The 26,272-nt window shown below is 65.4% G+C and carries 26 protein-coding genes and 1 CRISPR repeat array; of the genes, 10 read left to right on the top strand and 16 right to left on the bottom strand.

The window, feature by feature from the left end; translation table 11 throughout:
* Positions 1-2: 2 nt before the first annotated feature.
* Entirely contained in the window at positions 3-1,262 is a 1,260-nt protein-coding gene (locus NCT05_RS03670) for an efflux RND transporter periplasmic adaptor subunit (protein WP_244807714.1), read from the bottom strand.
* A gap of 449 nt (positions 1,263-1,711) precedes the next feature.
* Here NCT05_RS03670 and NCT05_RS03665 point away from each other — a divergent pair, with 449 nt between their 5' ends.
* Positions 1,712-2,356 carry a TetR family transcriptional regulator gene (locus NCT05_RS03665; RefSeq protein WP_033536527.1) on the top strand — a complete coding sequence of 215 codons (645 nt, stop codon included), beginning with the start codon at positions 1,712-1,714 and terminating at the stop codon, positions 2,354-2,356.
* Between the two features lie 10 nt (positions 2,357-2,366).
* Here the strand turns inward: NCT05_RS03665 and NCT05_RS03660 are convergent, their stop codons facing one another.
* The 6 genes from NCT05_RS03660 to NCT05_RS03635 form a co-directional block, all read right to left on the bottom strand.
* Positions 2,367-3,158, bottom strand: coding sequence for an SRPBCC family protein (locus tag NCT05_RS03660; RefSeq protein WP_250433807.1), 792 nt, complete (start codon positions 3,156-3,158; stop codon positions 2,367-2,369).
* Positions 3,159-3,232: 74 nt separating this feature from the next.
* Positions 3,233-3,610, bottom strand: coding sequence for a DUF427 domain-containing protein (locus NCT05_RS03655; RefSeq protein ID WP_008351311.1), 378 nt, complete (start codon positions 3,608-3,610; stop codon positions 3,233-3,235).
* A 143-nt stretch (positions 3,611-3,753) separates the two neighbouring features.
* On the bottom strand, positions 3,754-4,248 hold the full coding sequence (locus NCT05_RS03650) for a hypothetical protein (protein WP_008351312.1): 495 nt from the start codon (positions 4,246-4,248) through the stop codon (positions 3,754-3,756).
* A gap of 138 nt (positions 4,249-4,386) precedes the next feature.
* Positions 4,387-5,892, bottom strand: coding sequence for a DegQ family serine endoprotease (locus NCT05_RS03645; protein WP_008351314.1), 1,506 nt, complete (start codon positions 5,890-5,892; stop codon positions 4,387-4,389).
* Positions 5,893-6,025: 133 nt separating this feature from the next.
* Positions 6,026-7,327, bottom strand: coding sequence for an ATP-binding protein (locus NCT05_RS03640; protein WP_250501760.1), 1,302 nt, complete (start codon positions 7,325-7,327; stop codon positions 6,026-6,028).
* Positions 7,327-7,989 carry a response regulator gene (locus NCT05_RS03635; RefSeq protein ID WP_008351316.1) on the bottom strand — a complete coding sequence of 221 codons (663 nt, stop codon included), beginning with the start codon at positions 7,987-7,989 and terminating at the stop codon, positions 7,327-7,329. Before NCT05_RS03635 ends, NCT05_RS03640 begins: the two co-directional genes overlap by 1 nt.
* A gap of 262 nt (positions 7,990-8,251) precedes the next feature.
* Here NCT05_RS03635 and dacB point away from each other — a divergent pair, with 262 nt between their 5' ends.
* The gene (gene dacB, locus NCT05_RS03630; protein WP_033536528.1) at positions 8,252-9,850 is read left to right on the top strand and encodes a D-alanyl-D-alanine carboxypeptidase/D-alanyl-D-alanine endopeptidase; all 1,599 of its coding nucleotides are present in this window, start codon (positions 8,252-8,254) and stop codon (positions 9,848-9,850) included.
* A 223-nt stretch (positions 9,851-10,073) separates the two neighbouring features.
* Positions 10,074-11,177 carry an SGNH/GDSL hydrolase family protein gene (locus NCT05_RS03625; RefSeq protein ID WP_250501759.1) on the top strand — a complete coding sequence of 368 codons (1,104 nt, stop codon included), beginning with the start codon at positions 10,074-10,076 and terminating at the stop codon, positions 11,175-11,177.
* 128 nt (positions 11,178-11,305) lie between these two features.
* A CRISPR array of direct repeats spans positions 11,306-11,637; the repeat unit is 27 nt; unit sequence GGGTCTATCTCCGCGCACGCGGAGGAA.
* A 78-nt stretch (positions 11,638-11,715) separates the two neighbouring features.
* Here NCT05_RS03625 and NCT05_RS03620 read toward each other — a convergent pair.
* The 4 genes from NCT05_RS03620 to NCT05_RS03605 are packed head-to-tail and all read right to left on the bottom strand — an operon-like array spanning position 11,716 to position 15,381.
* Entirely contained in the window at positions 11,716-12,735 is a 1,020-nt protein-coding gene (locus NCT05_RS03620) for an L-threonylcarbamoyladenylate synthase (protein WP_034470722.1), read from the bottom strand.
* A gap of 20 nt (positions 12,736-12,755) precedes the next feature.
* Entirely contained in the window at positions 12,756-13,943 is a 1,188-nt protein-coding gene (locus NCT05_RS03615) for a 5-(carboxyamino)imidazole ribonucleotide synthase (protein ID WP_008351320.1), read from the bottom strand.
* Positions 13,944-13,968: 25 nt separating this feature from the next.
* Complete coding sequence (purE, locus tag NCT05_RS03610) at positions 13,969-14,481, bottom strand: 5-(carboxyamino)imidazole ribonucleotide mutase (protein WP_008351321.1); 513 nt, start codon at positions 14,479-14,481, stop codon at positions 13,969-13,971.
* Positions 14,482-14,490: 9 nt separating this feature from the next.
* The gene (locus tag NCT05_RS03605) at positions 14,491-15,381 is read right to left on the bottom strand and encodes a phosphoribosylaminoimidazolesuccinocarboxamide synthase (protein WP_034470824.1); all 891 of its coding nucleotides are present in this window, start codon (positions 15,379-15,381) and stop codon (positions 14,491-14,493) included.
* Here NCT05_RS03605 and NCT05_RS03600 point away from each other — a divergent pair.
* Positions 15,374-15,523 carry a hypothetical protein gene (locus NCT05_RS03600; RefSeq protein WP_160172878.1) on the top strand — a complete coding sequence of 50 codons (150 nt, stop codon included), beginning with the start codon at positions 15,374-15,376 and terminating at the stop codon, positions 15,521-15,523. The genes NCT05_RS03605 and NCT05_RS03600 overlap by 8 nt on opposite strands.
* Here NCT05_RS03600 and fba read toward each other — a convergent pair.
* The 5 genes from fba to NCT05_RS03575 all read right to left on the bottom strand — a co-directional run bounded on the left by fba (position 15,508) and on the right by NCT05_RS03575 (position 21,208).
* Positions 15,508-16,572: a class II fructose-bisphosphate aldolase gene (gene fba, locus NCT05_RS03595; protein WP_008351323.1), complete on the bottom strand. Its 1,065-nt coding sequence runs from the start codon at positions 16,570-16,572 to the stop codon at positions 15,508-15,510. The two genes, NCT05_RS03600 and fba, sit on opposite strands and share 16 nt — an antisense overlap.
* Positions 16,573-16,748: 176 nt before the next feature.
* A complete protein-coding gene (gene pyk / locus NCT05_RS03590; protein ID WP_250501870.1) occupies positions 16,749-18,185 on the bottom strand; it encodes a pyruvate kinase in 1,437 nt (478 codons plus the stop codon).
* A gap of 352 nt (positions 18,186-18,537) precedes the next feature.
* Positions 18,538-19,734 carry a phosphoglycerate kinase gene (locus NCT05_RS03585; RefSeq protein ID WP_008351325.1) on the bottom strand — a complete coding sequence of 399 codons (1,197 nt, stop codon included), beginning with the start codon at positions 19,732-19,734 and terminating at the stop codon, positions 18,538-18,540.
* A gap of 407 nt (positions 19,735-20,141) precedes the next feature.
* Positions 20,142-20,465, bottom strand: coding sequence for an AzlD domain-containing protein (locus tag NCT05_RS03580; RefSeq protein WP_008351327.1), 324 nt, complete (start codon positions 20,463-20,465; stop codon positions 20,142-20,144).
* Positions 20,462-21,208: an AzlC family ABC transporter permease gene (locus tag NCT05_RS03575; protein WP_034470821.1), complete on the bottom strand. Its 747-nt coding sequence runs from the start codon at positions 21,206-21,208 to the stop codon at positions 20,462-20,464. Before NCT05_RS03575 ends, NCT05_RS03580 begins: the two co-directional genes overlap by 4 nt.
* A gap of 355 nt (positions 21,209-21,563) precedes the next feature.
* Here NCT05_RS03575 and NCT05_RS03570 point away from each other — a divergent pair, with 355 nt between their 5' ends.
* The 6 genes from NCT05_RS03570 (at position 21,564) to NCT05_RS03545 (ending at position 26,267) form a co-directional block, all read left to right on the top strand.
* Positions 21,564-22,484: a branched-chain amino acid transaminase gene (locus NCT05_RS03570; RefSeq protein ID WP_008351330.1), complete on the top strand. Its 921-nt coding sequence runs from the start codon at positions 21,564-21,566 to the stop codon at positions 22,482-22,484.
* Positions 22,485-22,550: 66 nt separating this feature from the next.
* Positions 22,551-22,748 (top strand): zinc-finger domain-containing protein, encoded by a 198-nt coding sequence (locus NCT05_RS03565; RefSeq protein WP_008351333.1) that lies wholly within the window; start codon positions 22,551-22,553, stop codon positions 22,746-22,748.
* Positions 22,749-22,874: 126 nt separating this feature from the next.
* A complete protein-coding gene (gene waaF / locus NCT05_RS03560) occupies positions 22,875-23,948 on the top strand; it encodes a lipopolysaccharide heptosyltransferase II (protein WP_008351335.1) in 1,074 nt (357 codons plus the stop codon).
* Positions 23,949-24,113: 165 nt separating this feature from the next.
* Positions 24,114-24,560 (top strand): nuclear transport factor 2 family protein, encoded by a 447-nt coding sequence (locus NCT05_RS03555; protein WP_008351336.1) that lies wholly within the window; start codon positions 24,114-24,116, stop codon positions 24,558-24,560.
* A 33-nt stretch (positions 24,561-24,593) separates the two neighbouring features.
* Positions 24,594-25,676: a YheT family hydrolase gene (locus tag NCT05_RS03550; protein ID WP_034470719.1), complete on the top strand. Its 1,083-nt coding sequence runs from the start codon at positions 24,594-24,596 to the stop codon at positions 25,674-25,676.
* A gap of 6 nt (positions 25,677-25,682) precedes the next feature.
* A complete protein-coding gene (locus tag NCT05_RS03545; protein ID WP_008351340.1) occupies positions 25,683-26,267 on the top strand; it encodes a DUF2946 family protein in 585 nt (194 codons plus the stop codon).
* Positions 26,268-26,272 lie beyond the last annotated feature (5 nt).

Below are 26,272 nucleotides of genomic sequence, written 5' to 3'. Positions count from 1 at the left end.
TTTTATTGCGCGCCCGATGCAGCGGAGGCGGCCGATGCGGCTTGCGGACCGCTGGCAGCGCTCGCGCCGCTGGCACCGGCCGGCGCCGATGCCGCCTGCGCATCCGATGCGCCGGCTACGGGATACGGGAATTTCGCGTCGACCGGCTTCACCTGCATGCCGGGCTTCGCCTTCTCCACGCCGTTCACGATCACGCGGTCGCCCGGGTTCAGGCCGCTGTCGACCACCCAGTTGTTGCCGAACGTGCTGCCCGTGACGAGCTGGCGCAGTTCCACCTTGTTGTCCTTGTTGACGACGAGCGCGGTCGGCGTGCCCTTCTGGTCATGCGTGACGCCGATCTGCGGCACGACGAGCGCGTGGTCGTTCGTGCCTTCCTGAATCCGCGCGCGCACGAACATGCCCGGCAGAAGCACGCGGTCCTTGTTCTGGAAGATCGCGCGCACCGTCACCGAACCGGTGCTCTGGTCGACGCTCACGTCGGAGAACTGCAGCTTGCCCTGCTCGGTGTACGTGCGGCCGTCTTCGAGCTGGAGCGTGACCTTCGCGGCGTGGATGCCTTCGGTCTGCAGACGGCCTTCCTGAATCTGACGGCGCAGGCGCAAGCCTTCGACGCTCGATTGCGTCAGATCGACGTAGATCGGATCGAGCTGCTGCACGGTCGTGAGCAGCGTCGCGGCGCTCGCCTGAACGTAGGCGCCCGGCGTGACCTGCGAGAGACCGGTGCGGCCGGTGATCGGCGAGACGACGTCGGTGTAGCCCAAGTTGATCTGCGCGGTATCGACCGATGCTTTGCCCGCGGCGACATCCGCGACGGCCTGGCCTTGCGCCGCGACGGCGTTGTCGTAATCCTGCTTCGACACGGCATTGGCCGCGACGAGGATCTTGTAGCGCGCGACGAGCGCATTCTGCGACGCGACGTTCGCCTGCGCCTTCGCGAGCGTCGCCTTGGCGTTGTTCAGCGCGGCGATGTACGGCGCCGGATCGATCTTGTAGAGACGCTGACCGGCCTTGACCTCGGAGCCTTCAGTGAACTCGCGGCGCAGCACGATGCCATCGACCCGTGCGCGCACTTGCGCGACCAGATAGGCGTTGGTGCGGCCCGGCAAATCGACGATGACCGGCACGCTCGTCGGCTGCACGGTGACGATACCCACTTCGGGCGTTTGCGGCGGAGGCGCTGATTGTTTTTGCCCGCACGCTGCCAGGAACACGGCAGCCGTCGCGGCGGTGATTAAGCGGAGTGGAACCCGTTCGACGCGCATGGAGCGACCTCTGTCTAAGACTGAGAGTGAAGTTTGGGCACGCGGCGGCCTTCCCCGGGCAACGCCGCGCACGAGCGTCCTTCGGGACGCTGTGAATACACCAACTTGTCCGGCGAGTGAGCGGCGACGCCAGCCTGCGCGTGACGCCTCATACCCGTGCGCGACGCTCGGAGGCGTCGCCCGTGGCCACAGGACGGCCAGAACGGGCAATGGAAACGCAAGCTTATGCGAAATCCGCCCGCCGGATGAATTTGTGAATATTCGTAAACGGGTGGTATTGTATATACATTCACGAATGAATGTAAAAAACCGTACGTGTTTCTCCCCATTGGCGATGAGAAGAAACCGCTCCGGGGAATCGATTACGTTCGACGAACCTTCGACAGAGTCGTCCACAGAGCGGCTTTCAAACGGCAGTAGCAGGAGCAGACGGCCACCGGCCGCAGGATATGGTCAGACGAACCAAGGAAGAAGCGCAGTTGACGCGCAACCGCGTACTCGACGCGGCCGAGCGCGTCTTCTACGAGAAAGGGGTATCGCGCACGACGCTCGCGGACATCGCGCAGGCGGCGGGCGTCACGCGCGGCGCGATCTACTGGCATTTCGCCAACAAGGGCGATCTCTTCAACGCGATGTTCGACCGCAGCCTTTTGCCGCTCGACGAACTCGTGGAATCCACGCTGGACGGCAAGGAGGAAGACCCGCTCGCGCGTTTGCATGAACTCTTCGTCTGGTGCATGCGCAACATCACGACCGACGAGCAGCGGCGCCGCGTCTTCGACATCCTCTTCATGAAATGCGAATTCGTCGAGGAAATGGGGCCGGTGCGCGAGCGGCATCAGAACAACATGCGCGACGGCATGGAGCGCATCGAGCGCGCGCTGCGCAACGCCGTCGAAAAGAAGCAGCTTCCGGCGACGCTCGACACGCGCCGCGCGATGACCATGCTCCACTGTCTCTTCACGGGCATCCTGCACGATTCGCTGATGCTGCCCGACATCGTTCATCCGGAACGCGACGCCGAAGCGCTCATCGACGCATGCTTCGACGCATTGCGCTGCAGCCCGTCGCTGCTGATGCCCGCGAGCGCCTGATTCGCGCCGTCTATTGCGAACCGATGTGCTGCGCGAAATACGCGAACAGCGCGATGCACACGAGCATCGCCGCCCACGCCCATATCGGCAGGCCGAGCGGATGCGGATCGTGGGAATGATCGCGGTCGTTGTGCACGAATCCGTGTCCGTGCAGCCGATGCCGCAGCACGCCGCTCGCGTGGGCGTCGGCGGAATGCCCGCGCATCGCGCCCGAGCGACGCGAGAACGCCGCCGACATCGCGCCCGGCCGCAAGAACACATGCCGGCGCTCGGCGCTTGCGCCTGCCGCGCGCATCGACGGCAAGCCGTGCTTCGCACGCACCACTTCGCAGAACTCGGCGAAGAAATCGTCGGCGCCTTCACGAAGCGCGTTTTCGATCTGACGCGCGGGCAAGCCGGCGAGCGGTCCCGAGACCGTCGCCCAGACGGTGTATTCGATCCACGTCGCGGCGCCGTCGTCATCGGGATTGAGCGCGACCGCGATCTGCCCGCGCAATGAGCCGACGCCTTCGCCGCGCGCCTTGAAGCTCAGCGTGCGCGCGTACGCGCCGTCGTGCGACGCGTCGCTTTCCCCTTCTTCATGCGCCGCCTGTCGCGTGCGCCCGGCGGCGTGCGCGCGAATTTCGTAGCGCGCCCGCAGCGCGCCGAGCGGCACGATCAGCGTGAGGACATACTCGCCGTTGGGCGTGCGCGTGAACGATTCGCAATTGTCGAGGCTCGCGCGCAGCAACGCGAGATCGGAGAGCGCCTCGCGGACGTGCGCGCAATCGAGCGGAACGCACAGCGCATCGGTGACTTCCATTCGAGCCTCCGGGACAAGGATCGCATGCGTTCGTTATGGCGGAGCGGATGTAAGGTGTCTGTTCGGATGCGCGCCTAGGAAGTCTCGTCGATGCGATCGACGCGCGAACCGTAGAACGCGAGATAGCCCTTGATTTTCGCGGCGGCGTCGAGCGGCGCTTCGTAGCTCCACGCGGCGTTCTCGACCGGGCCGTCTTCGGTCAGCAGATGATAGTGCGTCGCCTGGCCCTTCGTCGGGCAGTGCGTGGTGTGAATCGAGCGTTCGAGGCGCGCCATGTTCACGTCGGCGCGCGGGAAGTAGTGCACTTTCTCCGCGCCCTGCTCGACGAGCGTGAGGGATGCGTGCGTATCGGCGTAGGTCACGCCCTGATGGATCACGCGGCAGCGCCGGCCGTTCAGCGTGATCTCGATGTGATGCGCCGTTTCGTGCCCGACGTTCAGTTCCGTGCCCATCGTGCTGCCCCTCCGCGTAAGAACCGGCTTCCAAAGAAAAAGCCACGAGTCATCGAGACACCCGTGGCTTAATTATGAGACAAACTTCCGATCCTGCGTGAGCGCTTTCGACGGCCCGGGCGTTTCCCTTTCGACGCCCGCGCTTACTGAATGTTCCAGTGGAATGCCGCCTTGGCCTTGCCCGGCCCCGCGACCGTCACGGCCTGCTTTTTCTCCTGATCCTTGTACTTCGCGTAGACCGTATAGTTGCCGGGCGGCAGCTTGACGAGCATGTACGGTCCCATCGATTCCGTGGACAGCACCTCGCCGCCCTTGCCGCCGACGACGCGCACATGCACGCCCGAAAGGTAATCGGAAGTCGGACCCGTGAAGCGCAGCGATAGCGGCCAGTGCGCCTGTTCGCGCAACAATGCGCGCGACTCGTCGAGGCCGACGCCGCCCGACGTATACGAAACGTCGCCTTGCTGCTCGATCTGCGGCAGGCCGCCGCCGTTGGTGTTGCCGGCGCTCGACAAATCGGTCGCCGTGCCGCCCGAGGCGCCGCTCGCCTGCTGCGCCCAGGCGCTGCCCGCCATGCTCGCGCTCGCCGCCGCAACGAGAAGCGCGGCCGCCAGCCTGCCCGTGGTTCTGCTCGTCATGTTTTCAGCTCCTTTTTCCGATGCCGCCGCGCTCGAAAGCGCCGGCGGCGTCACGCCCGATGCGTCGGTTTCACGCGATGGGGCACCAGGGAACCCGGGAGCATGCTTCGTGCCCGCGTCGCGGCCCGATGCGCTGCGTCAGCCGAGATCGACAGGCACGAAGATCTGCGCGTCGTCGCGCTGGATCAGGAGCGCGATGCTGTCGCCCGCGTGCTGAACCATCGACTTCAACTGTTGCACGGACGTCACCGGCTGGCCGTTGACGGCGAGAATCACGTCGCCCGGCTGAATGCCCGCGTTCGCTGCCGCGCCGCCCGCCTGCTGCACGAGCAGGCCGCGCGAGAGCGAATCGTTCTGCCTTTCTTCCGGCGTAAGCGGACGCACCGCGACGCCGAGGCGCGCATCCTGCGCCGACGATTCGTCACCGCCGCCGGTCTTCGCGCTCGCGGTCTTCGTGTCCTTCAACGCGCCGATGGTCACGCTGAGATCCTTCGCACTCTTGTCGCGCCACACCGTGACCTTCGCGGACGTGCCCGGCGCGAGACCCGCGACCTGCGACGGCAGCGAGGTCGAATCCGTGACCGGCTCGCCGTTGAGCGCCGTGATGACGTCGCCCGGTTGCAGACCCGCCTTCGCGGCCGGCCCGCCCGGCTCGACCGAGCTCACGAGCGCGCCTTGCGGCGACTTCATGCCGAAGGAATTCGCGAGCGTCTGATTCATGCCCTGCACCGTCACGCCGAGACGGCCGCGATCGACGTGACCCGTCTTGATGAGCGCGTCCTTGACCTTGATCGCCTCATTGATCGGGATCGCGAACGAAAGGCCCTGGAAGCCGCCCGTCTGCGAATAGATCATCGAATTGATGCCGATCACTTCGCCTTGCAGATTGAAAAGCGGCCCGCCGGAGTTGCCCGGATTCACCGGCACGTCGGTCTGGATGAACGGCGTGTAGTTCTCGTTGGGCAGCGCGCGCGACTTCGCGCTGATGATGCCCGACGTCACCGTGTTGTCGAACCCGTACGGCGAGCCGATCGCGACGACCCACTGGCCGACCTTGCTGCCGTTCGGATCGCCGATCTTCACCGTCGGCAGGCTCTTCGCGTCGATCTTCAGCACGGCGACGTCCGACTGCTTGTCCGCGCCGATGACCTTCGCGCGGTATTCGCGCTTGTCCGTGAGCTTCACGGTGACGACGTTCGCGTTATCGACGACGTGCGCGTTGGTGAGGATGTAGCCGTCGCTGCTGACGATGAAGCCGGAGCCGAGGCCTTCGCTCGGACGATCCGCGCGCGGGCCGCCATCGCCGCCGCCGAAGCCGGGCATGCCGCCGAAGCGCTTGAAGAACTGATAGAAGGGATCGTCGGGGTCCATCGGCAACTGATTCTGGCCGCTGCGCGCGGACGTCTGCTTGACGACGTGCTTCGCGCTGATGTTGACGACGGCCGGGCCATACGTTTCCACGAGACCGGAGAAATCGGGGATGCCCGTCTTGGCCGCGGCTTCGGCGGGCATCATCGCGGCGGCTTGCGCGGGCGCGATGACTTGCGGTGCAGGAACGTTGTTATGACCCGCCACGTAACCCGCCGACAAGGCGACGGCAACGGCAGCCGCGACGGCGCTGCGGGTAAGAATCTTCGCTTTCATCGTGTGTGCTCCTGACGAGGGATGCGCTCTCACGGAGCGCGCTTTATCGATGGAGCAAGGTTACGGGGCGTCGCTTAAACCGCTCTTAAAAGAGGAGAAAGAGCGGCTTGCTTCGGCGCGGCGGCCACGCGCATCAGAACGTTACGGCCACCTTGAGACCGCCCGCGCTCGACTCCGCCAGCGTCACCGTCGCGCCATGCTGCTGCGCGATCCGCTTCACGATCGCGAGCCCGAGGCCGCTGCCGGACACATCCGTGCGCGCGCGATTCGCCCCTTCGCCCACGCGATAGAACCGGTCGAACACCCTTTCTCGCTCTTCTTGAGGAATGCCCGGCCCGGTATCGGAGATTTCGACGACGGGACGGCCATCGGCGAGACGAAGGCACACGTCCACGCGGCCGCCGCGAGGCGTGTACTTCGTCGCGTTGTCGATGAGATTGTTGAACATCACGCGCAGCGAATCGGGATCGCCGTTCACTGCCGCCGGTTCGCTCTCCTCGATGCCGAGATCGACGCCGCGTTGCTGCGCCACCAGCACCGAGCCGCGCACGCATGATTCGAGCAGCGCGGCGAGATCGACCGATGCGAACGCCGCCTTGCCATCCGGTTCCGAGCGGGCGAGCGCCAGCAGTTGCTCCGCAAGCCGCGTCGCGCGCGCGATGCCTTCGTGCAGATCCCTGAGCGCCTCGCGACGCGTTTCGTCATCCTGCGCGCGCGCGACGAGCTGCGCCTGAATCTGCACTGCGGCGAGCGGCGTCCGAAGCTCGTGCGCGGCATCGGCGACGAAGGCCTTTTGCGTGTCGAGCGCCGCCGACAAGCGCGACAGCAGCGCATTCAGCGCACGCACGACCGGCCGCACTTCCTGCGGCAGCGGCCGATCCGGCAGCGGATCGAGCGCTTCCGGATGACGCGTGTCGAGCGCGCGCGTGACGCGTTGCAAAGGCGCGAGCCCGAGCCCGACGATCACCCAGATCGCGAGCCCGAGCAGCGGCAGCAGCAGCACGAGCGGCCACAGCGTGCGCCACGCGACGCCCGCCGCGACGCGATTTCTGATCGACAGCGGCTGCGCGAGCTGCACGACGTTATCGCCGACGATCGCGCTGTACACGCGCCATTCGCCGCGCGGCGTCATCTCCGTGGAGAAGCCGAGTTCGGCATGCGGCGCGAGCGGCACGCGCGGATGCGAGAAGTACATCAGCGCGCCGTTGCGATTCCAGATCTGGATGACGACGCCTTCGTCGCTTTCGCTACGCGAACTGAGCACCGAAGAAAACGGCTCGGACGGCAGCGCGGCCGCGATCTGCTGAAGCTGATAGTCGAAGAGTTCGTTGGCTTCGGCGAGCGCCTGCCGGTAAATGAGCCAGCCCGCGAAGCCCACGCCGACGATCACGAGCGCAAGCAGCCAGATCAGCAATTGCCGGCGGATCGACCGCATCAGGCGTCCTTCGCGACCATGTAGCCGAGGCCGCGCACGTTGCGGATGAGATCGGCGCCGAGCTTTTTGCGCAGCGAATGGATGTACACCTCGACCGTATTGCTGCCGATTTCCTCGCCCCAGCCGTAGATCTTTTCTTCGAGCTGGCTCTTCGACAGCACTGCGCCGGGCCGCGCCATCAGCGCTTCGAGCAGCGCGAATTCGCGTGCCGACAGCGACACGGGATTGCCCGCGAGCGTCACCTGATGACCGACCGGATCGAGCGTCAGTTCACCGTGCCGAACGAGCGATTCGCCGCGCCCCGCATGACGGCGGATCAGCGCACGCATGCGCGCGCCGAGTTCGTCGAGATCGAAAGGTTTGACGAGGTAATCGTCCGCGCCGGCGTCGAGTCCTTTGACGCGATCCGCGATGGCGTCGCGCGCCGTCACGATCAGCACCGGCAGCGAGTTCGAACGCGCGCGCAGGGTCTTCAATACGTCGAGGCCGTCGCGCTTGGGCAGGCCGAGATCGAGCAGCATCAGATCGTAGGACTCGCCCGCGACCGCCGTGAGCGCGGCCTCGCCGTCCTGGACCCAGTCGACTGCGAAGCCGTCCGCGCGCAGCGCACGGCGCACGCCTTCGGCGATCATCCGGTCATCTTCGACAAGCAGGATTCGCATGGCACATGTCTGTTGATGGTTACGTGGGGCAGCCGGGGGCCGCGAGTCATTGTATCCGCGCGGGGCTTAAACGGGACTTAACGGCGCCGATCGTCCAGCATCGGAGGACAACCGCATGCCGCACCCGAAGCGCGTCGTGCGATGATTTTTTACCCGTACGATTTCCGCAAGCCAGCTTGTCTACAATAGCCGCTTCCTCGCGGCGCGACCCCGCCCGGCCACGCGCCGCCGCTCGTCATCCAGCCAAGAACAACGCTCGTCCATGCCGCCCGTTTTCCGTTCCTTCTCTCGCCGATTGTCTTCGTACGCTCTCGCCGCAGCGTTCGCCTGCGCGGCCCTCGGCCATATGCCGGATGCCGATGCGCGCGGCGGCGGCTCGAAGGCCGATGCGCAAGGTCACGCGCCGCAGCGCGCGGCCATCGGCGGGGCGAAGTCGAAGCGCGCGAAAGCCGAGCGCGCGGCGAAAGCGGTCGTGCCGGCCGGCCCGCTGCCCGCATCGGTGATGACGGCGCTCGCGCACGCGCATGTGCCGCTGTCGTCGATGAGCGTCGTCGTGCAGCGTGTCGGCGCGCCGCTGCCGCTCGTCTCGGTGAACGCGAACGAGCCGATGCTGCCCGCATCGACGATGAAGCTCGTCACGACCTTCTCGGGCCTTTCGATGCTCGGCCCGGACTATCGCTGGAAGACGACCGCGTACGCCGACGGCCAGCTCGATGCGCAAGGCGTGCTGCACGGCAATCTGTACATTCAGGGTACGGGCGATCCGAAGCTCGTGCCGGAAGAGCTGATCGATCTCGTCGATCAGATTCGCAAGAACGGCATCACGGGCATCGACGGCGCGCTCGTGCTCGACAAGCGCTACTTCGACGCGTCGACGCGCGATCTGCCCGCGTTCGACAACGACGACAGCGCGCCCTACAACGTCGGCCCCGATCCGCTGCTTTACGCGTTCAAATCGCTGTCCTTCACGCTGACGCCCAACGCCGACGGACAAGTATCCATCGACGTATTGCCGCAACTCGCGCAACTTCAGATCGACAACGAACTGCGCGTGACGCGCGGCGCGTGCGTCGGCTCGCTTTCGGCGGCGTCGCCGAGCGTCGCGCAGACGCAGGGCGGCTTCGTGCAGGCGTCGTTCGTCGGCGACTATCCGCTGCGTTGCGGCTCGCGCACGATCAACGTCGCGGCGCTCGATCATTCGACCTTCTTCGCGGGCGGTTTCCTCGCGCTCTGGAAGCAGGCGGGCGGCACGTTCGCAGGCACGACGCGCGAAGGCCCGACGCCGTCGAATGCGCGCCTCGTCGGCACGCATCGCAGTCCGGTGCTGTCGGATGTCGTGCGCGACATCAACAAGTTCAGCAACAACGTGATGGCGCGCAACCTGTTCCTGACGATCGGCGCGGCGCAACTGAAGCCGCCCGCGACGACGGCGAAATCGGCGACGGCGATCCAGGCGTTCCTGAAACGCAGCGCCCTGCCGATGAACGGTCTCGTGCTCGACAACGGCTCCGGCCTTTCGCGCGACGAGCATATTTCCGCGATCTCGCTCGCCGATCTGCTGATGGCCGCGAACGCGAGTCCGGTCGCGCAGGTGTTCGTCGAATCGCTGCCGATCGCGGGCGTCGACGGCACCATGCGCAACCGTCTAACGAACGCGGGCGCGCTCGGCAACGCGCACATCAAGACCGGCACGCTGCGCGACGTGCGCGCGATCGCGGGCTATGTCGGCGCGGCGAACGGCGAGAGCTATGTGGTCGTGAGTTTCATCAACGATCCGCGCGCCGAGGCCGCGCGCGCCGCGCACGATGCGCTGCTCGAATGGGTCTACGAAGGCGCGCGTCGGCCGGGCGTGGCGGATTGAGCGGGCACGGGCGTCTGCAAACACCGAAGATTTCTTCTACGAAGTCGCGTTCGGAAAGACGCGCGCCGCGTGTACGCTGTCGGGCACGGCGCTCGGCCGTAAGCTGCGCGCGCGCCAGGATGGCGCGCGGCATCGCTTAAACTCGCAGCTAGCGGCATGAAGACCGCGACACGGTCTGACGCCGTAATCGAACTAGAAAACAGGTAAGAAGGGAGACGAGGTCATGAAGAAGCAACGCTCGACGCGCGCCGCACTGGTGCGCTTTGCCCAAGTCGCGACGGCCAGCGCGGCCTTCGCCCTGATCGCCGCGTGCGGCGGCGGCGGCGATGACAACAATTCGACGCCCGCGGGCGGCGTGAAGCTGCAAGTGGTGTCGTTCGGCGACAGCCTTTCCGATGTCGGCACGTATGCGCCTGTCGCGGCCGCGAACTTCGGCGGCGGACGGTTCACGACGAATCCGGGTCAGGTGTGGGTGCAGAACGTCGCGCAGTATTACGGCGATACGCTGACGCCGGCGATGACGGGGGGGTTTGGGGTTGCGCCGACGAATCAGTCGGGACTCGGCTATGCGCAAGGCGGCGCGCGCGTGACGAATCCCATGGGCATCGGTCACGCCACCGATCCGGACAGCTACGCGGGCGCGTTGACCGTGCCGGTCGCGACGCAAGTGCAGAACTACCTTGCGGCGCACGGCAGTTTCAACGCGAATCAGCTCGTCATCGTGAATGGCGGCGCGAACGACGTCCTTTACAACTTGCAGTTGGTTAAGGCCGGCGCGATCTCGCAGGCCGATGCATCCACTGCGATCATCACGGCGGCCAAGCAACTCGGCGGAATCGTCGCGACGATCCTGCAGCACGGCGCGACGCATGTGCTGGTATCGAACGTGCCGGATATCGGCACGACGCCGCAGGGCACGATGAGCGACGCGGTCACGCGCGCCGGTCTTTCGAGCGCTTCGATCGGGTTCAATACTGCGCTCGATCAGACGTTGCAGGCGCTCAACATCAAGTCGAAAGTCATCTACCTCGATACGCCGCCGAAGCTGGCGCAGATCACCGCGAACTATCAGCAGTTGGGCTTCACGGTGTCGAATACGGGCACGGCGTGCAACCTGAAGGCGATGGCCGCGGCCGCGCAGAAGTACGGCGAGCCGAATCCGCAGGATTTCGCGACGTCGCTGTTCTGCTCGCCGGAAACATTGACGGTCGCGGGCGCGGATCAGACGTACATGTACGCCGATACCGTGCATCCGACGACGCATCTGCACGCGCTGTACGCGCAGGCCGCGGAGCAGACGATTGCGGCGACGGGGTTGGGGAAGTAAGGGTTGGGGTTTTAGGATGGAAAAACCGCTCGGGCGAGGGATCGCCCGAGCGGTTTTTTTTGTTGCGGTGAGAAAGGCTCCGCGGGGCGGAGGAATTCGTCGATACGGTCCAGTTTGACGTTCTAGTACGGTCTATCTCCGCGCACGCGGAGGAATCCCCCGAACCGGCCACTTCAGCCGCGATCTTGAGGGTCTATCTCCGCGCACGCGGAGGAATCTGCAGGTACCACGCAGGTCACGCGATATTCATGGGTCTATCTCCGCGCACGCGGAGGAACCACGCAGGCGATCGGAAACATTCCGGCGGACAAGGGTCTATCTCCGCGCACGCGGAGGAATCCGGTTCTTCACTTCCTTCAGCCACTCGGCGCTGGGTCTATCTCCGCGCACGCGGAGGAACCTGATTGATCGCCGCGCCTTGCGCGTCCTGCCCGGGTCTATCTCCGCGCACGCGGAGGAACCCCTGCATCATAACTTCCTGACCGGAAAGCAAAATCCCCCAAACCCATCTTTCACAAACAGGCGCAAAGTCCAGTAATCACTCTTCCGCCTCGAACGCCGCCGCAGCCCTGCCAAGCCGATCGTTGACAGCAATCCACTCCACCGTCTCCGGCAGCTTCTCGATCAGAATCCGCTCGACATTGGCCCGATCCAGCGCCCGCAGCAAGCCATAAAGATCACGCGCGTAAGTCTGCGGATCCTCAGGCGCCGCCACGAAGTGAACATCGGCAGCCCGCGCCCATTCCCCCGCGCTCGACGCCCGCGCCACCAGCGCAATCTTCCCGTCACGATTACGAAGCAACGGCTCGATCGACGCGAACGGCAGCAGCAAAAGCGGCGTGCGCGGCGCGTAATGCGCCTTCAGCGTCCCGGAAGCACGCGGCGCGGTCGCATCCGATCCATCCGGCAGCTTCGGCGCGATCCCGATGACATCCGCGATCTGCCGCGGACTCACATGCCCCGGCCGCAGCAGCGCCGGAAAGCCCCGCGACAAATCCAGAATCGTCGATTCGATGCCGACATCCGCCGCGCCGCCATCGAGCACATGCACGGCATCGCCGAACTCGTCGCGAACGTGCTGCGCGGTCGTCGGACTCACATGCCCGAAACGGTTCGCCGACGGCCCCGCGACGCCGCCCTGCTTGCCCGTCCCCATTCGCCGCCGATGAAACGCCGACAACAATTGCTGCGCCACCGGATGCGACGGGCACCGCACGCCCACCGAATCCTGTCCGCCGCTGACCGCCGCCGGAATATGCGCGGCGCGCTTGAGAATCAGCGTCAAAGGACCGGGCCAGAACGCATCGATGAGCTTCTGCGCATCGGCGGGCAACTCGCGCACCCAATAGCCCGGATCAGCCTCGGGCGCGAGATGCACGATCACCGGATGATTCGCCGGCCGCCCTTTCGCCGCATAGATGCGCGCGATGGCCTCGGGATTCTCGGCGTCGCCGCCAAGCCCGTAGACCGTCTCGGTCGGAAACGCGACGAGTTCGCCGGCATCGAGCAGGGCCGCGGCTTCGTCGATCTGCGCGGCGCTCGGATAGATGATGGTCATTGCTTCTACTACGAAAAAACTCAATCGAGCGGGATATGCAGCATGCGCGCGCAGTCACGCGCCGCCGTGCGCGCTTCCTCGAGCGTCGCCGCCGTGAAGTTGATGTGGCCCATCTTGCGGCCCCGGCGCGCCTCTTCCTTGCCGTACAGATGCAGCCGCGCCGCCGGCATCGCGGCGACTTCCGCCCACGCGGGCGAACGCGCCTTGTCGCCATCGAACCAGATATCGCCGAGCAGATTCAGCATCGCGGCCGGCGAATGCTGGCGCGTGTCGCCGAGCGGCATGCCGGTCATCGCGCGCACCTGCTGCTCGAATTGACTCGTGGCGCAGGCATCGACGGTGTAGTGGCCGGAATTGTGCGGGCGCGGCGCCATTTCGTTGGCGATGAGCGAGCCGTCTTCCAGCACGAAGAATTCGACGCACAGCACGCCGACGTAACCGAGCTTCGCGGCGATCGTCAGCGCGGCGTCCTGCGCCTGCGCGACGAGCGCATCGGGCGCATCGGGCGCGGGCACGACCGTCCTCGCGAGAATGCCGTTCACATGCACGTTCTGCGCGAGCGGAAACACGGCCGATTTGCCGTCGCCGCCGCGCGCGATCAGCACGGACACTTCGTACTTCAGCGGCATGCGCTTTTCCAGCACGCACGGCACGCCCGACAGCGACGCATGCGCGTTGCGCAATTCCGCGACGTTGCGCACGCTGACCTGCCCCTTGCCGTCATAGCCGAGACGCGCGGTCTTGAGAATGCCCGGCAGCACGGCCGCGATCTTCTCGTCGGGCAGCGCGGCGAGCGCTTCCGTCGATTCGATCACGACATGCGGCGCGACCGGCACGCCCGATTCCGCGATGAAGCGTTTCTCCGCGACGCGATCCTGCGCGATCGCCACGCAACTCGCCGCCGGGCTCACGAACGTGCACGACGCGAGAAATTCGAGGCTGGCGGACGGCACGTTCTCGAATTCCGTCGATACTGCCGCGCACAGTCGGCCGAGTTCCGTGAGCGCGGCGCGGTCGTCGTAGGCGGCGCGGATATGGCGATCCGCGACGGCGCCAGCGGGGCTCGTCTCATCCGGATCGAGAACGGCGACGCGATAGCCCATCGATTGCGCGGCGAAGCAGAACATGCGGCCGAGCTGGCCGCCGCCGACCATGCCGAGCCATGCGCCCGGCAGGATGGGAGAGATCGGGGAGTTTTGTGGATTCATCGTTGGGCCAGATTGCGAAGTGGGATCACAGCGGCGGCAGCGTCATGTCCCGCGCCGCCTGATTCTGCTTCACGCGAAAAGCGGCGAGCGCATCGGCGAATTTCGCATCGGTGACGCTCAATATCGATACCGCGAAGAGCGCCGCGTTCGCCGCGCCCGCCTCGCCGATGGCGAACGTCGCGACCGGCACGCCCTTGGGCATCTGCACGATCGAATGCAGCGAATCGACGCCCTTCAGATACTTGCTCGCCACCGGCACCCCGAGCACCGGCACCGTGGTTTTCGCGGCCAGCATGCCCGGCAGATGCGCCGCGCCGCCCGCGCCCGCGATGATCGCGCGCAGGCCGCGCTCGCGCGCGCTTTCCGCATAGGCGAACATCTCGTCCGGCATCCGGTGCGCCGAGACGACCTGTGCCTCGTACGGCACGCCGAATTCCTGCAGCATCGCGACGGCATGCTTCATCACGTCCCAGTCGGAACTGGAGCCCATCAACACGCCGACGAGCGGCGCTTCGTTCTTGTGTACTTCGTTCGTCATCTTTCTTACTCAGTCGAGCGTCTTGCCGGTCAAACGCTGGAGCGCTTCCTGATACTTCTCCGACGTCTTCGCGATCACGTCGTCGGGCAGCTTGGGCGCGGGCGGTTCCTTCTTCCACGGCTGCGTTTCGAGCCAGTCGCGCACGAACTGCTTGTCGAACGACGGCGGATTCGTGCCCACCTGATAGCCATCGGCGGGCCAGAAGCGCGACGAATCGGCGGTCAGCACTTCGTCCATCAGATAGAGATCGCCCTTGTTGTCGAGGCCAAATTCGAACTTCGTATCCGCGATGATGATGCCGCGCGTCGCCGCGTACTCGGCCGCTTCCTTGTACAACTGGATGGAAATGCGCTTGATCGTCGCGGAAAGCTCCGTGCCGATGCGGCGTTCCATCTCATCGTAGGTGATGTTTTCGTCGTGATGGCCCATTTCGGCCTTGGCCGCAGGCGTGAAAATCGGCTCGGGCAGCTTCTGCGCGTTCTGCAGGCCCGGCGGCAGTTCGACGCCGCACACCGCGCCCGTCGCCTGATAGTCCTTCCAGCCGCTGCCCGCGAGATAACCGCGCACCACGGCTTCGACGAGAATCGGCTCCAGGCGCTTCACGACGACCGCGCGGCCCTTCACCTGCTCGGCTTCGTCCGCCGCGACGACCGTCGCCGGATCGATGCCCGTGTTGTGGTTCGGCACGATGTGGCCGAGCTTCTCGAACCAGAAATCGGCCATCGTGTTGAGCACGCGGCCCTTGTTCGGAATCGGCTCGCCCATGACGACGTCGAATGCGGAAAGCCGGTCGGTCGTCACGATAAGGAGCTTGTCGTCGCCGACGGCGTAGTTGTCGCGGACCTTGCCGCGGCCGAGCAGCGGCAGCGATTTGATCGTGGATTCGTATAGCGTGGACATCGTCATGTACCGGAAAAAAGTGATTCGCCGCTTCGACGTGGGAAGCGGCGAGGAGAAAGACGAACGGGTTCCGAACCCGGAACCCGTTGATTTTACTTTACAAAACCCGGCTGATTCAGATCAGTCTCATTTCACGATCTGAGCCAGCGCGCCGGACTTGTACTTTTCGGCGATCTTGTCGAGCGAAACCGGCTTGATCTTGCCGGCCATGCCCTCGCAGCCGAACTGCATATAGCGCTGGCGGCAGATTTCCTTCGCCGCTTCGCGCGCGGGCTTCAGATAATCGCGCGGATCGAACTTCGACGGATTTTCGAACAGATAGCGGCGGATCGCGCCGGTGATCGCGAGGCGCAGATCGGTGTCGATGTTCACCTTGCGAACGCCGTGCTTGATGCCTTCCTGAATCTCCTCGACCGGCACGCCATAGGTTTCCTTCATGTCGCCGCCGAATTCGCGGATTTCGGCCAGCAATTCCTGCGGTACCGACGACGAACCGTGCATCACGAGGTGCGTGTTCGGAATGCGCTGGTGAATTTCTCGGATGCGGTCGATGGCGAGGATATCGCCCGTCGGCTTCTTCGAGAACTTGTACGCGCCGTGCGACGTACCGATCGCGATCGCCAAAGCATCGCATTGCGTCTGCTTGACGAAATCGGCGGCCTGCTCGACGTCGGTCAGAAGCTGCTCGCGCGTCATCGTGCCTTCGGCGCCGTGGCCGTCTTCCTTGTCGCCCTTCATCGTTTCGAGCGAGCCGAGCACGCCCAGTTCGGCTTCGACCGTGACGCCGATCGAATGCGAGAACTCCACGACCTGCTTCGACACCGCGACGTTGTACTCGTAGGAAGCGACCGTCTTGCCGTCGGCTTCGAGCGAGCCGTCCATCATGACGCTGGTGAAGCCCGAGCGGATCGCGGCCATGCACACCGCGGGCGACTGACCGTGATCCTGATGCATCACGACCGGAATATGCGGATACGACTCGACCGCCGCTTCGATCAGATGACGCAGGAACGCTTCGCCCGCGTACTTACGCGCGCCAGCGGACGCCTGCATGATGACGGGCGCGTTGACTTCGTTCGCCGCCGACATGATCGCCTGCACTTGTTCCAGATTGTTGACGTTGAACGCCGGGAGACCGTAACCGTTTTCCGCAGCGTGATCCAGCAGTTGACGCATTGATACGAGAGGCATTGTGGTGAGACTCCATAAGTGAAACGAATTCTTCAGCGCGCGAACTCGCTCTCGGGCGGTTTTCGGCTTCATCGTCCTGCGCGCTTGACGAAACGAGCGCGGCTGCTGGGACCGCGCTCGCTCCGGACTTGCGACAAATCGCGCGGCGTTTGACCGCGCAGCGTTCTCAAAAACGCTTAGAAGTGATCGCCCACGCGCACGATCTTGAGCGTGTTCGTGCCGCCTGCCTGGCCCATCGGTTCGCCGACCGTCAGCACGACCATATCGCCGCGCGCCGCGTAACCCTTCGACACGACCGCTTCCAGCGCCTGATTCAGCGCCGTGTCGCGGTCCATGTTGGTGTCGACGTGCAGCGGCGTCACGTTGCGGTACAGGGACATCGTCCGTTCGCTCGACACGCGCGGCGTCAGCGCGAAGATCGGCACGTGCGTCCAGTGACGCGACATCCACAGCGCGGTCGAGCCGGATTCCGTCAACGCGACGACGGCCTTCGCGCCGAGATGGAACGCGGTGAAGAGCGCGCCCATCGCGATCGACTGGTCGATGCGCGTGAACGTGCGGTCGAGGAAATCGCGATCGAGCTGCGATTCTTCCGACTTCTCCGCTTCGATACAGATGGCGGCCATCGTTTCGATCGTCGTCACCGGATACTTGCCGGCCGCGGTTTCGGCGGAAAGCATCACGGCGTCGGTGCCGTCGAGCACGGCGTTCGCCACGTCGGAGACTTCGGCGCGCGTCGGCACGGGCGCGTGGATCATCGATTCCATCATCTGCGTGGCGGTGATCACGAGCTTGTTCGACTCGCGCGCCATGCGGATCATGCGCTTTTGCAGCGCCGGAACCGCCGCGTTGCCGACTTCGACCGCGAGATCGCCGCGCGCGACCATGATGCCGTCCGATGCGTCGAGAATGCCTTGCAGCGCCGGAATGGCTTCGGCGCGCTCGATCTTCGCGATCATCTTCGGCTTGATGCCGTACGGCGCGCCCGCGATGTTCGCGAGCTGACGCGCCATTTCCATGTCGGTCGCGTTCTTCGGGAACGACACCGCGACGAAATCCGCGCCGAGCGACATCGCCGTCTTGATGTCCTCCATGTCTTTCTCGGTCAGCGCGGGCGCGGTGAGACCGCCGCCCTGACGGTTGATGCCCTTGTTGTTCGAGAGCTCGCCGCCGACCTTCACCGTCGTGTGAATCTCTTCGCCGATGACGCGCACCACGTCGAGCACGATGAGGCCGTCGTTGAGCAGGAGCACGTCGCCCGCGCGCAGGTCGCGCGGCAGATCCTTGTAGTCGAGCCCGACGCGCTCGTTGTTGCCGAGCGTGCAGTTCGCATCGAGGATGAACGGATTGCCCGCGACGAGCATCGTCTTGTTGTTCTCGAACTTGCCGACGCGGATCTTCGGGCCCTGCAGGTCCGCCATGATCGCGACTTCCCGGCCCACCTGACGCGCCGCCTCGCGGACGATTTCGGCGCGCTGGCGGTGATCGTCGGCGGTGCCGTGCGAGAAGTTGAAGCGAACAACGTCGAGGCCCGCCTGCAGCATTTGCAGCAGGACGTCCGGGCTCGTTGAAGCCGGGCCGATGGTGGCAACAATCTTGGTAGCGCGATGCATGTCTTTCCTCGTCTCTGTAGGAACGCCCGTGTTGAGGCCGCGAGCACGTTGCGCTTGCAGTGAGGTGTTGCTCACCGGTTGCGCGCGCGCGCCGGTTCGTGCCGGCGTCGCTTTGTCGATTTCATTCAGGGCATGGGCGGGCACGCCGCCGATGATGACCGGAGGCGTTTCCGGAATCACCGATTCGTCTTCGGGCGCCGTCTGATCGGGTTGAGCCGCTTCCGCGATCACCCGCGCTGCTTCGGCGGCCGCGTCGAGCGCGGCGCCGCTTTCCATTTCTTCGGTTTGCGCGCCGCCGGCTGGCGCGCCCTTCTTTCCTGCTTTCGCCGGATTGTTTCGGGCGGCCAACGCCTCAAGCCCCGGCGCGGGATTCGAGCACTTCGACCGCGGGCAGCTTCTTGCCTTCGAGGAATTCCAGGAACGCGCCGCCGCCGGTCGAGATATAGCTCACCTTGTCGGCGATGTCGTACTTCGCGATGGCCGCGAGCGTGTCGCCGCCGCCGGCGATGGAGAACGCCGACGAATTCGCGATGGCCTGCGCGAGCGTCTTGGTGCCGTTGCCGAACTGGTCGAATTCGAACACGCCGACGGGCCCGTTCCAGACGATCGTGCCGGCCGTTTCCAGTTGCGCGGCGAGCGCCTTCGCGGTGTCCGGGCCGATATCGAGGATGAGGTCGTCGTCGGCGACGTCGGCGACGGGCTTCGTTTCCGCCTTCGCGGTCGCGGCGAATTCCTTCGCGGTGACGACATCGCTCGGAATCGGCACCGATGCGCCGCGCGTGCGCGCCTGTTCGATGATTTCCTTCGCCTCGCCGACGAGATCGGCTTCGGCGAGCGACTTGCCGATCTTCAGGCCCGACGCGAGCATGAACGTGTTGGCGATGCCGCCGCCGACGATCAGCTGATCGACCTTCTCGGCGAGCGACTTGAGAATGGTGAGCTTGGTCGACACCTTCGAGCCCGCGACGATCGCGACGAGCGGACGCTTCGGGTTGCCGAGCGCCTTGCCGAGCGCATCGAGTTCAGCGGCCAAGAGCGGTCCCGCGCACGCGACAGGTGCGTACTTCGCGATGCCGTGCGTCGTGGCTTCGGCGCGGTGCGCGGTGCCGAACGCATCGTTGACGTAGACGTCGCAGAGCTTCGCCATCTTCTGCGCGAGGCCGTCGTCGTTCTTCTTCTCGCCCTTGTTGCAGCGGCAGTTTTCCAACAGCACGACGTTGCCCGGCTGGACCTGAACGCCGTCGACCCAGTCGGCGACGAGCGGCACGTCGCGGCCGAGCAGCTCCGACAGACGCTTCGCGACCGGCGCGAGCGAGTCTTCCGGCTTGAACTGGCCTTCGGTCGGACGGCCGAGGTGCGACGTGACCATCACGGCCGCGCCCGCGTCGAGAGCGGCCTTGATCGCCGGGACCGAGGCGCGCACGCGCGTATCTTCGGTGATGTTGCCGTTATCGTCTTGCGGCACGTTGAGATCCGCGCGGATGAACACACGCTTGCCGGAGACTTTGCCTTCGGCGATCAGATCGGTGAAACGCAGTACTTTCGTCATGGGAGTCAACGTAGATAAAGAAGCGGTTCGGGCGGGAACGGCCGTCGGGGCGGGCCGGTTCGTGGAGTCGCCGCGCGCAGGCCGCCGGGCAGGACGGCTCGCGCGCGGTTCAAGCTGGGGGCGAAGGACGCGCGCTTAAGCCGAACGCGCGCGCGGGATGCGGGAGAAAGGGATGAGACAGATGTATCCGGAGAGGCGCGCAAGCCCTGCCCGGGCGCGGCGATGGAGCCGGGAGCGGCGTGTTGCAAAATGAATTGCAAAACCGTAGCGCGGTGACTGCCGGACACACTTTCGACCTCGCTCACTCGGGAAAGACCCTCATTTTAACCGATCAACCCGGCCGCTTTTAGCGGGCAATCGTTGATGACGCGTATTTGACGCGGCGCGTAGCCATCTCCACGCCGCGGTCAGGCCACGAGCCGCAGCAGCGTGAACACCACCATGCCGACGGCGATCGTGCCCATCATGCCGCGCCGCCACAGGTAATACGCGAGTCCGGCCGCCGATGCCCACAACGCATGGTTCGACAGCCACAGCGAAATGCCCGCGGGCGTTTCGAGCAGATCCGGCACGACGACGCCCGCGAGCGCGGCGGCCGGCGCATACCGCAGCACACGCTGCACGCGCGGCGGCAGCACCATGCGCTCGCCGCCGATCAGAAAGAGCGCGCGCGTCACCGCCGTGACCACGCCCATGCCGATGATCGCGAGCCAGACTTGCAGCGCGCTCATCGGCTGGACCTCGTGGCATCGGATGCGGATTTGGGCGCGGCCCGCTCGGCGACGACATCCGCGAGCGTGCCCGCGATAAGCGCCGCGAACACCGCGAGCGGCAAGCCGAAACGATACGGCAGATCGAATGCCAGCAACGCGACGACGCTCGCCACCGCGACCGCCGCGAGCGTCGAACGCGTCGCGATAGCGGAAACGATGAGCGGGATCAGCGCGAGCGTGCCGGCGAGTTCGAGGCCCCAGTCATCGGGAATCAGGCTCGCGAGCAAGATGCCGAGCACCGACGATGTTTGCCATGACAACCAGCTCGATACCGCCAGTCCCCAGAAGAACGCCTCCTTGCCGGGCTGCCAGCCGGCAGGAAAATTCCGCTTCGAGAACATCAGATAGATGATGTCGCCGTTGAAATAGCCGAGCAGCAGACGCCGCTTCAGCGGCAGCCACGAGAAATGCGGCGCGAGCCCCGCGCTGAAGATCACGAAGCGCAGATTGACCATCGCGGCGGTCAGGAGAATCGTCCAGAGCGGCAGCTTCGCGGCGAAGAGCGGCAGCACCGCGAGCTGCGACGAGCCCGCGTACACCGCGAACGACATGCCGAGCGCCTGCGGCACGGTGAGCACGGACTTCGTCATCGCGACGCCGGTCACGAGACCCCAGGAAAACGTCGCCAGGACGGCGGGAGAAAAGGTACGCACGCCCTCGAAAAACGCGCGGCGATTGGTGTCGGACAGCCGGTCAAGCATGAGCGAATGCGAGGCGATGAAGACCACCCGTGATGCCAATGCGCGGCCTCGAGCGATTGCGCGATGGATCGGGAAAAACCGGGAAAATCGGGAATGGCGGGCTTCGCCGTTTCGTCCCGCTGTTTTCAGCGGACGGCGAAAGGCAAATTATAGCGTCGTGAAAGGCGCTCCAAGATCGGTTTCGTCGCGAAAAGACGCTAAAATGACGGTCTTTCACAGCCTTTGCGCCTTCATGCGCGCGTTCGCCGGCAATCGCCGATGCACGAACGCGGCGCGAGATGCGCGAGCGCCGCCGCCCGGAAGTCTTTGGCGGCCTGCCCCGAACTCACTTGAACGAGACAGCTAGGAGAACCGTATGTCAATGGCCGACCGCGACGGCAAGATCTGGATGGATGGCAAGCTGATCGACTGGCGTGATGCCAAGATCCACGTTCTGACCCACACGTTGCACTACGGCATGGGTGTCTTCGAAGGCGTGCGCGCGTACAAGACCGCGCAGGGCACGGCCATTTTCCGCCTGAAGGAACACACGAAGCGCCTGCTCAACTCGGCGAAGATCTTCCAGATGGACGTCCCGTTCGATGCCGCGACGCTCGAAGCCGCGCAACTCGAAGTCGTGAAGGCGAACGCGCTCGAGTCGTGCTACATCCGCCCGATCATCTGGGTCGGCTCGGAAAAGCTCGGCGTGTCGGCGAAGGGCAACACCATCCATGTTGCGATCGCCGCGTGGCCGTGGGGCGCGTATCTCGGTGAAGACGGGCTCGCCAAGGGCATCCGCGTGAAGACGTCGTCGTTCACGCGCCATCATGTGAACGTGTCGATGGTCCGCGCGAAGGCGTCCGGCTGGTACGTGAACTCGATTCTCGCCAACCAGGAAGCCGTCGCCGACGGCTACGACGAAGCGCTGCTGCTCGACGTCGACGGCTACGTGTCGGAAGGCTCCGGCGAAAACTTCTTCCTCGTGAACAACGGCAAGATCTACACGCCGGATCTGGCTTCGTGCCTCGACGGCATCACGCGCGACACGGTCATCACGCTGGCGCGCGATTTCGGCATCCCGGTGATCGAAAAGCGCATCACCCGCGACGAGGTCTACACCTGCGACGAAGCGTTCTTCACCGGCACCGCCGCCGAAGTCACGCCGATCCGCGAGCTGGACAACCGCACCATCGGTTCGGGCGCGCGCGGTCCGATCACGGAAAAGCTGCAAAGCGCGTTCTTCGACGTCGTCGGCGGCAAGAACGAGAAGTACGCGAGCTGGCTCGCGAAGGTTTAAACAATCTCATGCGACGCGGCGGGCCGTTCGCTCGCCGCGCGACGTACATCACGAAAAGAGATAGCAATGAGCGACCTGAAGGAAATGCCGCTGGTGGAATTGTCGGCGAAGGATCTGCCCGCCTTCTGCCCGAACCCGAAGATGCAGCGCTGGAGCACGCATCCGCGCGTGTTCATCGACGTGACGCACGGCGAGGCGCGCTGCCCGTATTGCGGCACGCGCTACAAGCTGAAAGACGGCGAAGTGCTCAAGGGCGGTCACTGAAGCCCGCGGGGCGCTGGCCGCGCCCTGGCTCACGCGCGCCGTACGCGGCGCGAAACATACCCACGACAATCGACGGCTCGCCCCAAGGCGGCGGGCCGCGTTCATTTTGAGATCGGATAACAACAGATGCGCCGCGCGCTGGTTATAGCACCGAACTGGATCGGTGACGCATTGATGGCGCAGCCGCTCTTCACGCTCTTGCGCAAGCTTCATCCGCGTATCGCGATCGACGCCGTCGCGCCCACCTGGGTCGCACCCGTGCTCGAGCGCATGCCGGAAATCCGCGATGTCTACGCGACCGACCTCGCCCACGGCAAGCTGCAACTGCTGCGCCGCTGGCAGCTCGCGAGTGATTTGCGCGATGTCGGTTACGACGCCGCCTACGTGTTGCCCAACTCCGTCAAATCCGCGCTGATTCCGTGGATGGCGGGCATCAACCTGCGCATCGGCTACAAGGGCGAGAGCCGCTACGGGCTCTTGAACGTGCGCCACGCGAATCCGCCGAAAACCGACCGTCCGCCGATGACCGCGCATTACGCGGCGCTCGCCTATGCGCCGGGCGCGAAGCTGCCGTTCGTCGACCGGTTCGCGCAGCCGGAAGCCGCCGCGCTTCCCGACGCGCAGACGCTGCCGGTGCCGCGCCTCGAAGCCGATCCGAACGAAGCCGCGCGCGTCTCGACGCGCTTCAACCTCGACACGCGCGCGCCGCTCGTCGTGTTCTGCCCCGGCGCGGAATACGGTCCGGCCAAGCGCTGGCCGCCGGAGCATTTCGCTTCGCTCGCCCAGTTCATCGCGCAGTCGTTTCCGTATGCGCGCATGATCGCGCTCGGTTCGAAGAAGGATGCGCCGATCGCGCAGGCCATCGCGGAGCGCGCGCCTATGGTGCGCAACCTGTGCGGCCAGACTTCGCTCGGTGAGGCGTGCGCGCTGATTTCGCGGGCGAGCGCCGTCGTCACGAACGATTCGGGGCTGATGCACGTCGCGGCCGCCTCGCGCCGGCCGCTCGTCGCGGTCTACGGCTCGACCGATCCGCGCCACACGCCGCCCTTGTCCGATCTCGCAAAGGTACAATGGCTGCATCTTGAATGCAGTCCGTGCTTTGCCCGCGAGTGTCCGCTCGGCCATCTGAACTGCCTTCGCGAACTCTCGGCCGAACAGGTCTTCGCCGATGTGCGCGGCATGCTGCTCGCGCATCGTTGATGTTGCGCTCACGCGTCGAAACGCGTGTTCGTACCGGCGGTTTCCGGCCGTGTGTGCGGGTGCGGACACGCGAATGTCTCCGAACGGGGGCATGCTTTGACCAATGACCGTTGCAGCGCGCCGTTTCGTTGGCGTGAAGCATCGAATGCCAGAGACCCACGAGCCATGCCACGTTTCGCCCGCCTCTTCGAAGCCGCCGCCGATACCCTCAACGCTTACTATCAGGCAGTCGCGGACAACAGCATCGACACGGTGATGTCGTTGTGGATCGACGAGGAGTTCGCCACCTGCGTGTGCGCGGACGGCACGCATCTGCACGGGCTGGAAAGCATCCGCGCGGGTCTCGCGAAGCAGTTCGAGACGCAGCCCGTGACCGTCGAGCCGCTCGATATTCGCGTGTACGACAGCCTGGGCACGGTCGTCTATGCGATCGCCGAGGCGCATCAGCCGGCCGAGCCAGCCAGCGCGCCGCGCATGATCTACACGACGTATGTGATGGTTCACGAACGCGGCGAGTGGCGCATCGCGCATATTCACGCAAGCGAGATGCCGATCGAAACCGCGGGCCAGTTCGCCGCGAAGCTGCGTCACGGTCAGGGACCGCTGCACTAAGAAATTCGAAGAAGACGTCTGTCGGGAGGGGCCATGAAGCGCGATCCGTTGTTGAAGCACGATTCGTCGTTCGTGGACAAAGCGCCCGCCGTGGCACTGAAGGAAACCGCGCGCCTGCTTTCGCCGGGCGCCGCCGAATGGCTCTACAGCGCGCCGCGCTGGCTGCCCACGAGCCATGCGCAAACCATCGTCCCGGCGCTCTTCGGCCGCAAGCCCGACGTGCGTTACCGGCGCGAGCGCTGGAATACGCCCGACGGCGATTTCATCGATCTCGACTTTCTCGCGCACGATCCCGCCGATCCCGCCGATCAACCCGCCGCGAACGCCCCGCTCTTCGTGCTCTTCCACGGCCTCGAAGGCAGTTCCGATTCGCACTACGCTCGCACGATGATGGCCGCCGCCCGGGCGCGCGGCTGGCACGGCGTCGTGCCGCATTTCCGCAGTTGCAGCGGCCCGCTCAATCTGCTGCCGCGCTTCTACCATCTCGCGGACAGCGCCGAAGTCGACTGGATTCTGCGGCGGCTCGCGCAAGTGCATCGCGGGCCGATCGTCGCGGCGGGCGTGTCGCTCGGCGGCAACGTGCTGCTGCACTGGCTGTGCCAGCGCGGCACGGACGCGTCGATCATCAGCGCGGCGGCGGCCATTTCCGCGCCGCTCGATGTCCACGCGGGCGGCCTCGCGATCTCGCAAGGCTTCGGCATGGTCTATACGCGCAGCTTCCTGAAGTCGCTCAAAAAGAAGGCGCTCGCGAAGCTCGGGCAGTATCCCGGTCTCTACGACCGCAACGCCGTGCTCGCCGCGCGCACGCTGTACGAGTTCGACAACGTCGTCACCGCGCCGCTGCACGGCTTTCGCGACACCAATCACTACTGGTCGACGGCGACGATCCGCGCGCATCTGAAGCACATCGAAGTGCCCGCGCTGCTGCTGAACGCGCGCAACGATCCGTTCCTGCCCGAGTTCGCGTTGCCGTCGACGGCGGAAGTATCGGCGCGCGTGACGCTCGATCAGCCGAACCACGGCGGGCACGTCGGCTTCATGACGGGACCGTTTCCGGGCCGGATCGACTGGCTGTCGCAGCGCGTGTTCGGTTATCTGGAGAACTTCGTTTCGTGAACCGTCATGGATGACATCGTCAAGCAGGCGCTCGCCAAATGGCCCAACGTTCCGCACTGCACGGGCTGGCTGCTGCTCGACCGGCGCGGTCAGTGGCGCATGCGCGACGACGCCGCGCAAGCCGCCGGCGAACTCGGCACGCCGATCCGGCATGAGGCGCTGCTGGGCTTCATCAACCGCAACTACGAAAGCGATGCCGACGGCCAGTGGTTCTTTCAGAACGGTCCGCAGCGCGTGTATGTTGAGCTCGTGTACACGCCGTGGATCGTGCGTCTGCATGCGGCGGACGGCGCATTGCGGCTGATCGATCAGGGCGGCGCGCCGTTCGAGCCGGCGCATGTCTGGATCGACGACGCAGGCGGCATTCTCCTTTCCGATGACGCCTCGCCCGCACGCATCGCCGCCCTTCACGATCACGATCTCGAACTGTTCGCGGACCACGCGTCGCTCGACGATGCCGGCACACGCGGCGTGTTCCACTGGCGCGACGGCGTCGATCTGACCGTGCAGCCGATCGCCCGCGCCGATGTCGCCGCGCGCTTTGGCTTCGTCGCGAGTCCGGCCGAACGCGCCGCCGCGAAGAAAGACTGAGCTAG

The sequence above is a fragment of the Caballeronia sp. AZ7_KS35 genome (assembly GCF_023631045.1).
Classification (GTDB): domain Bacteria; phylum Pseudomonadota; class Gammaproteobacteria; order Burkholderiales; family Burkholderiaceae; genus Caballeronia; species Caballeronia zhejiangensis.
Note: the sequence above shows the minus strand (reverse complement) of the source record. Positions and strands in the feature narration are given on the sequence as shown.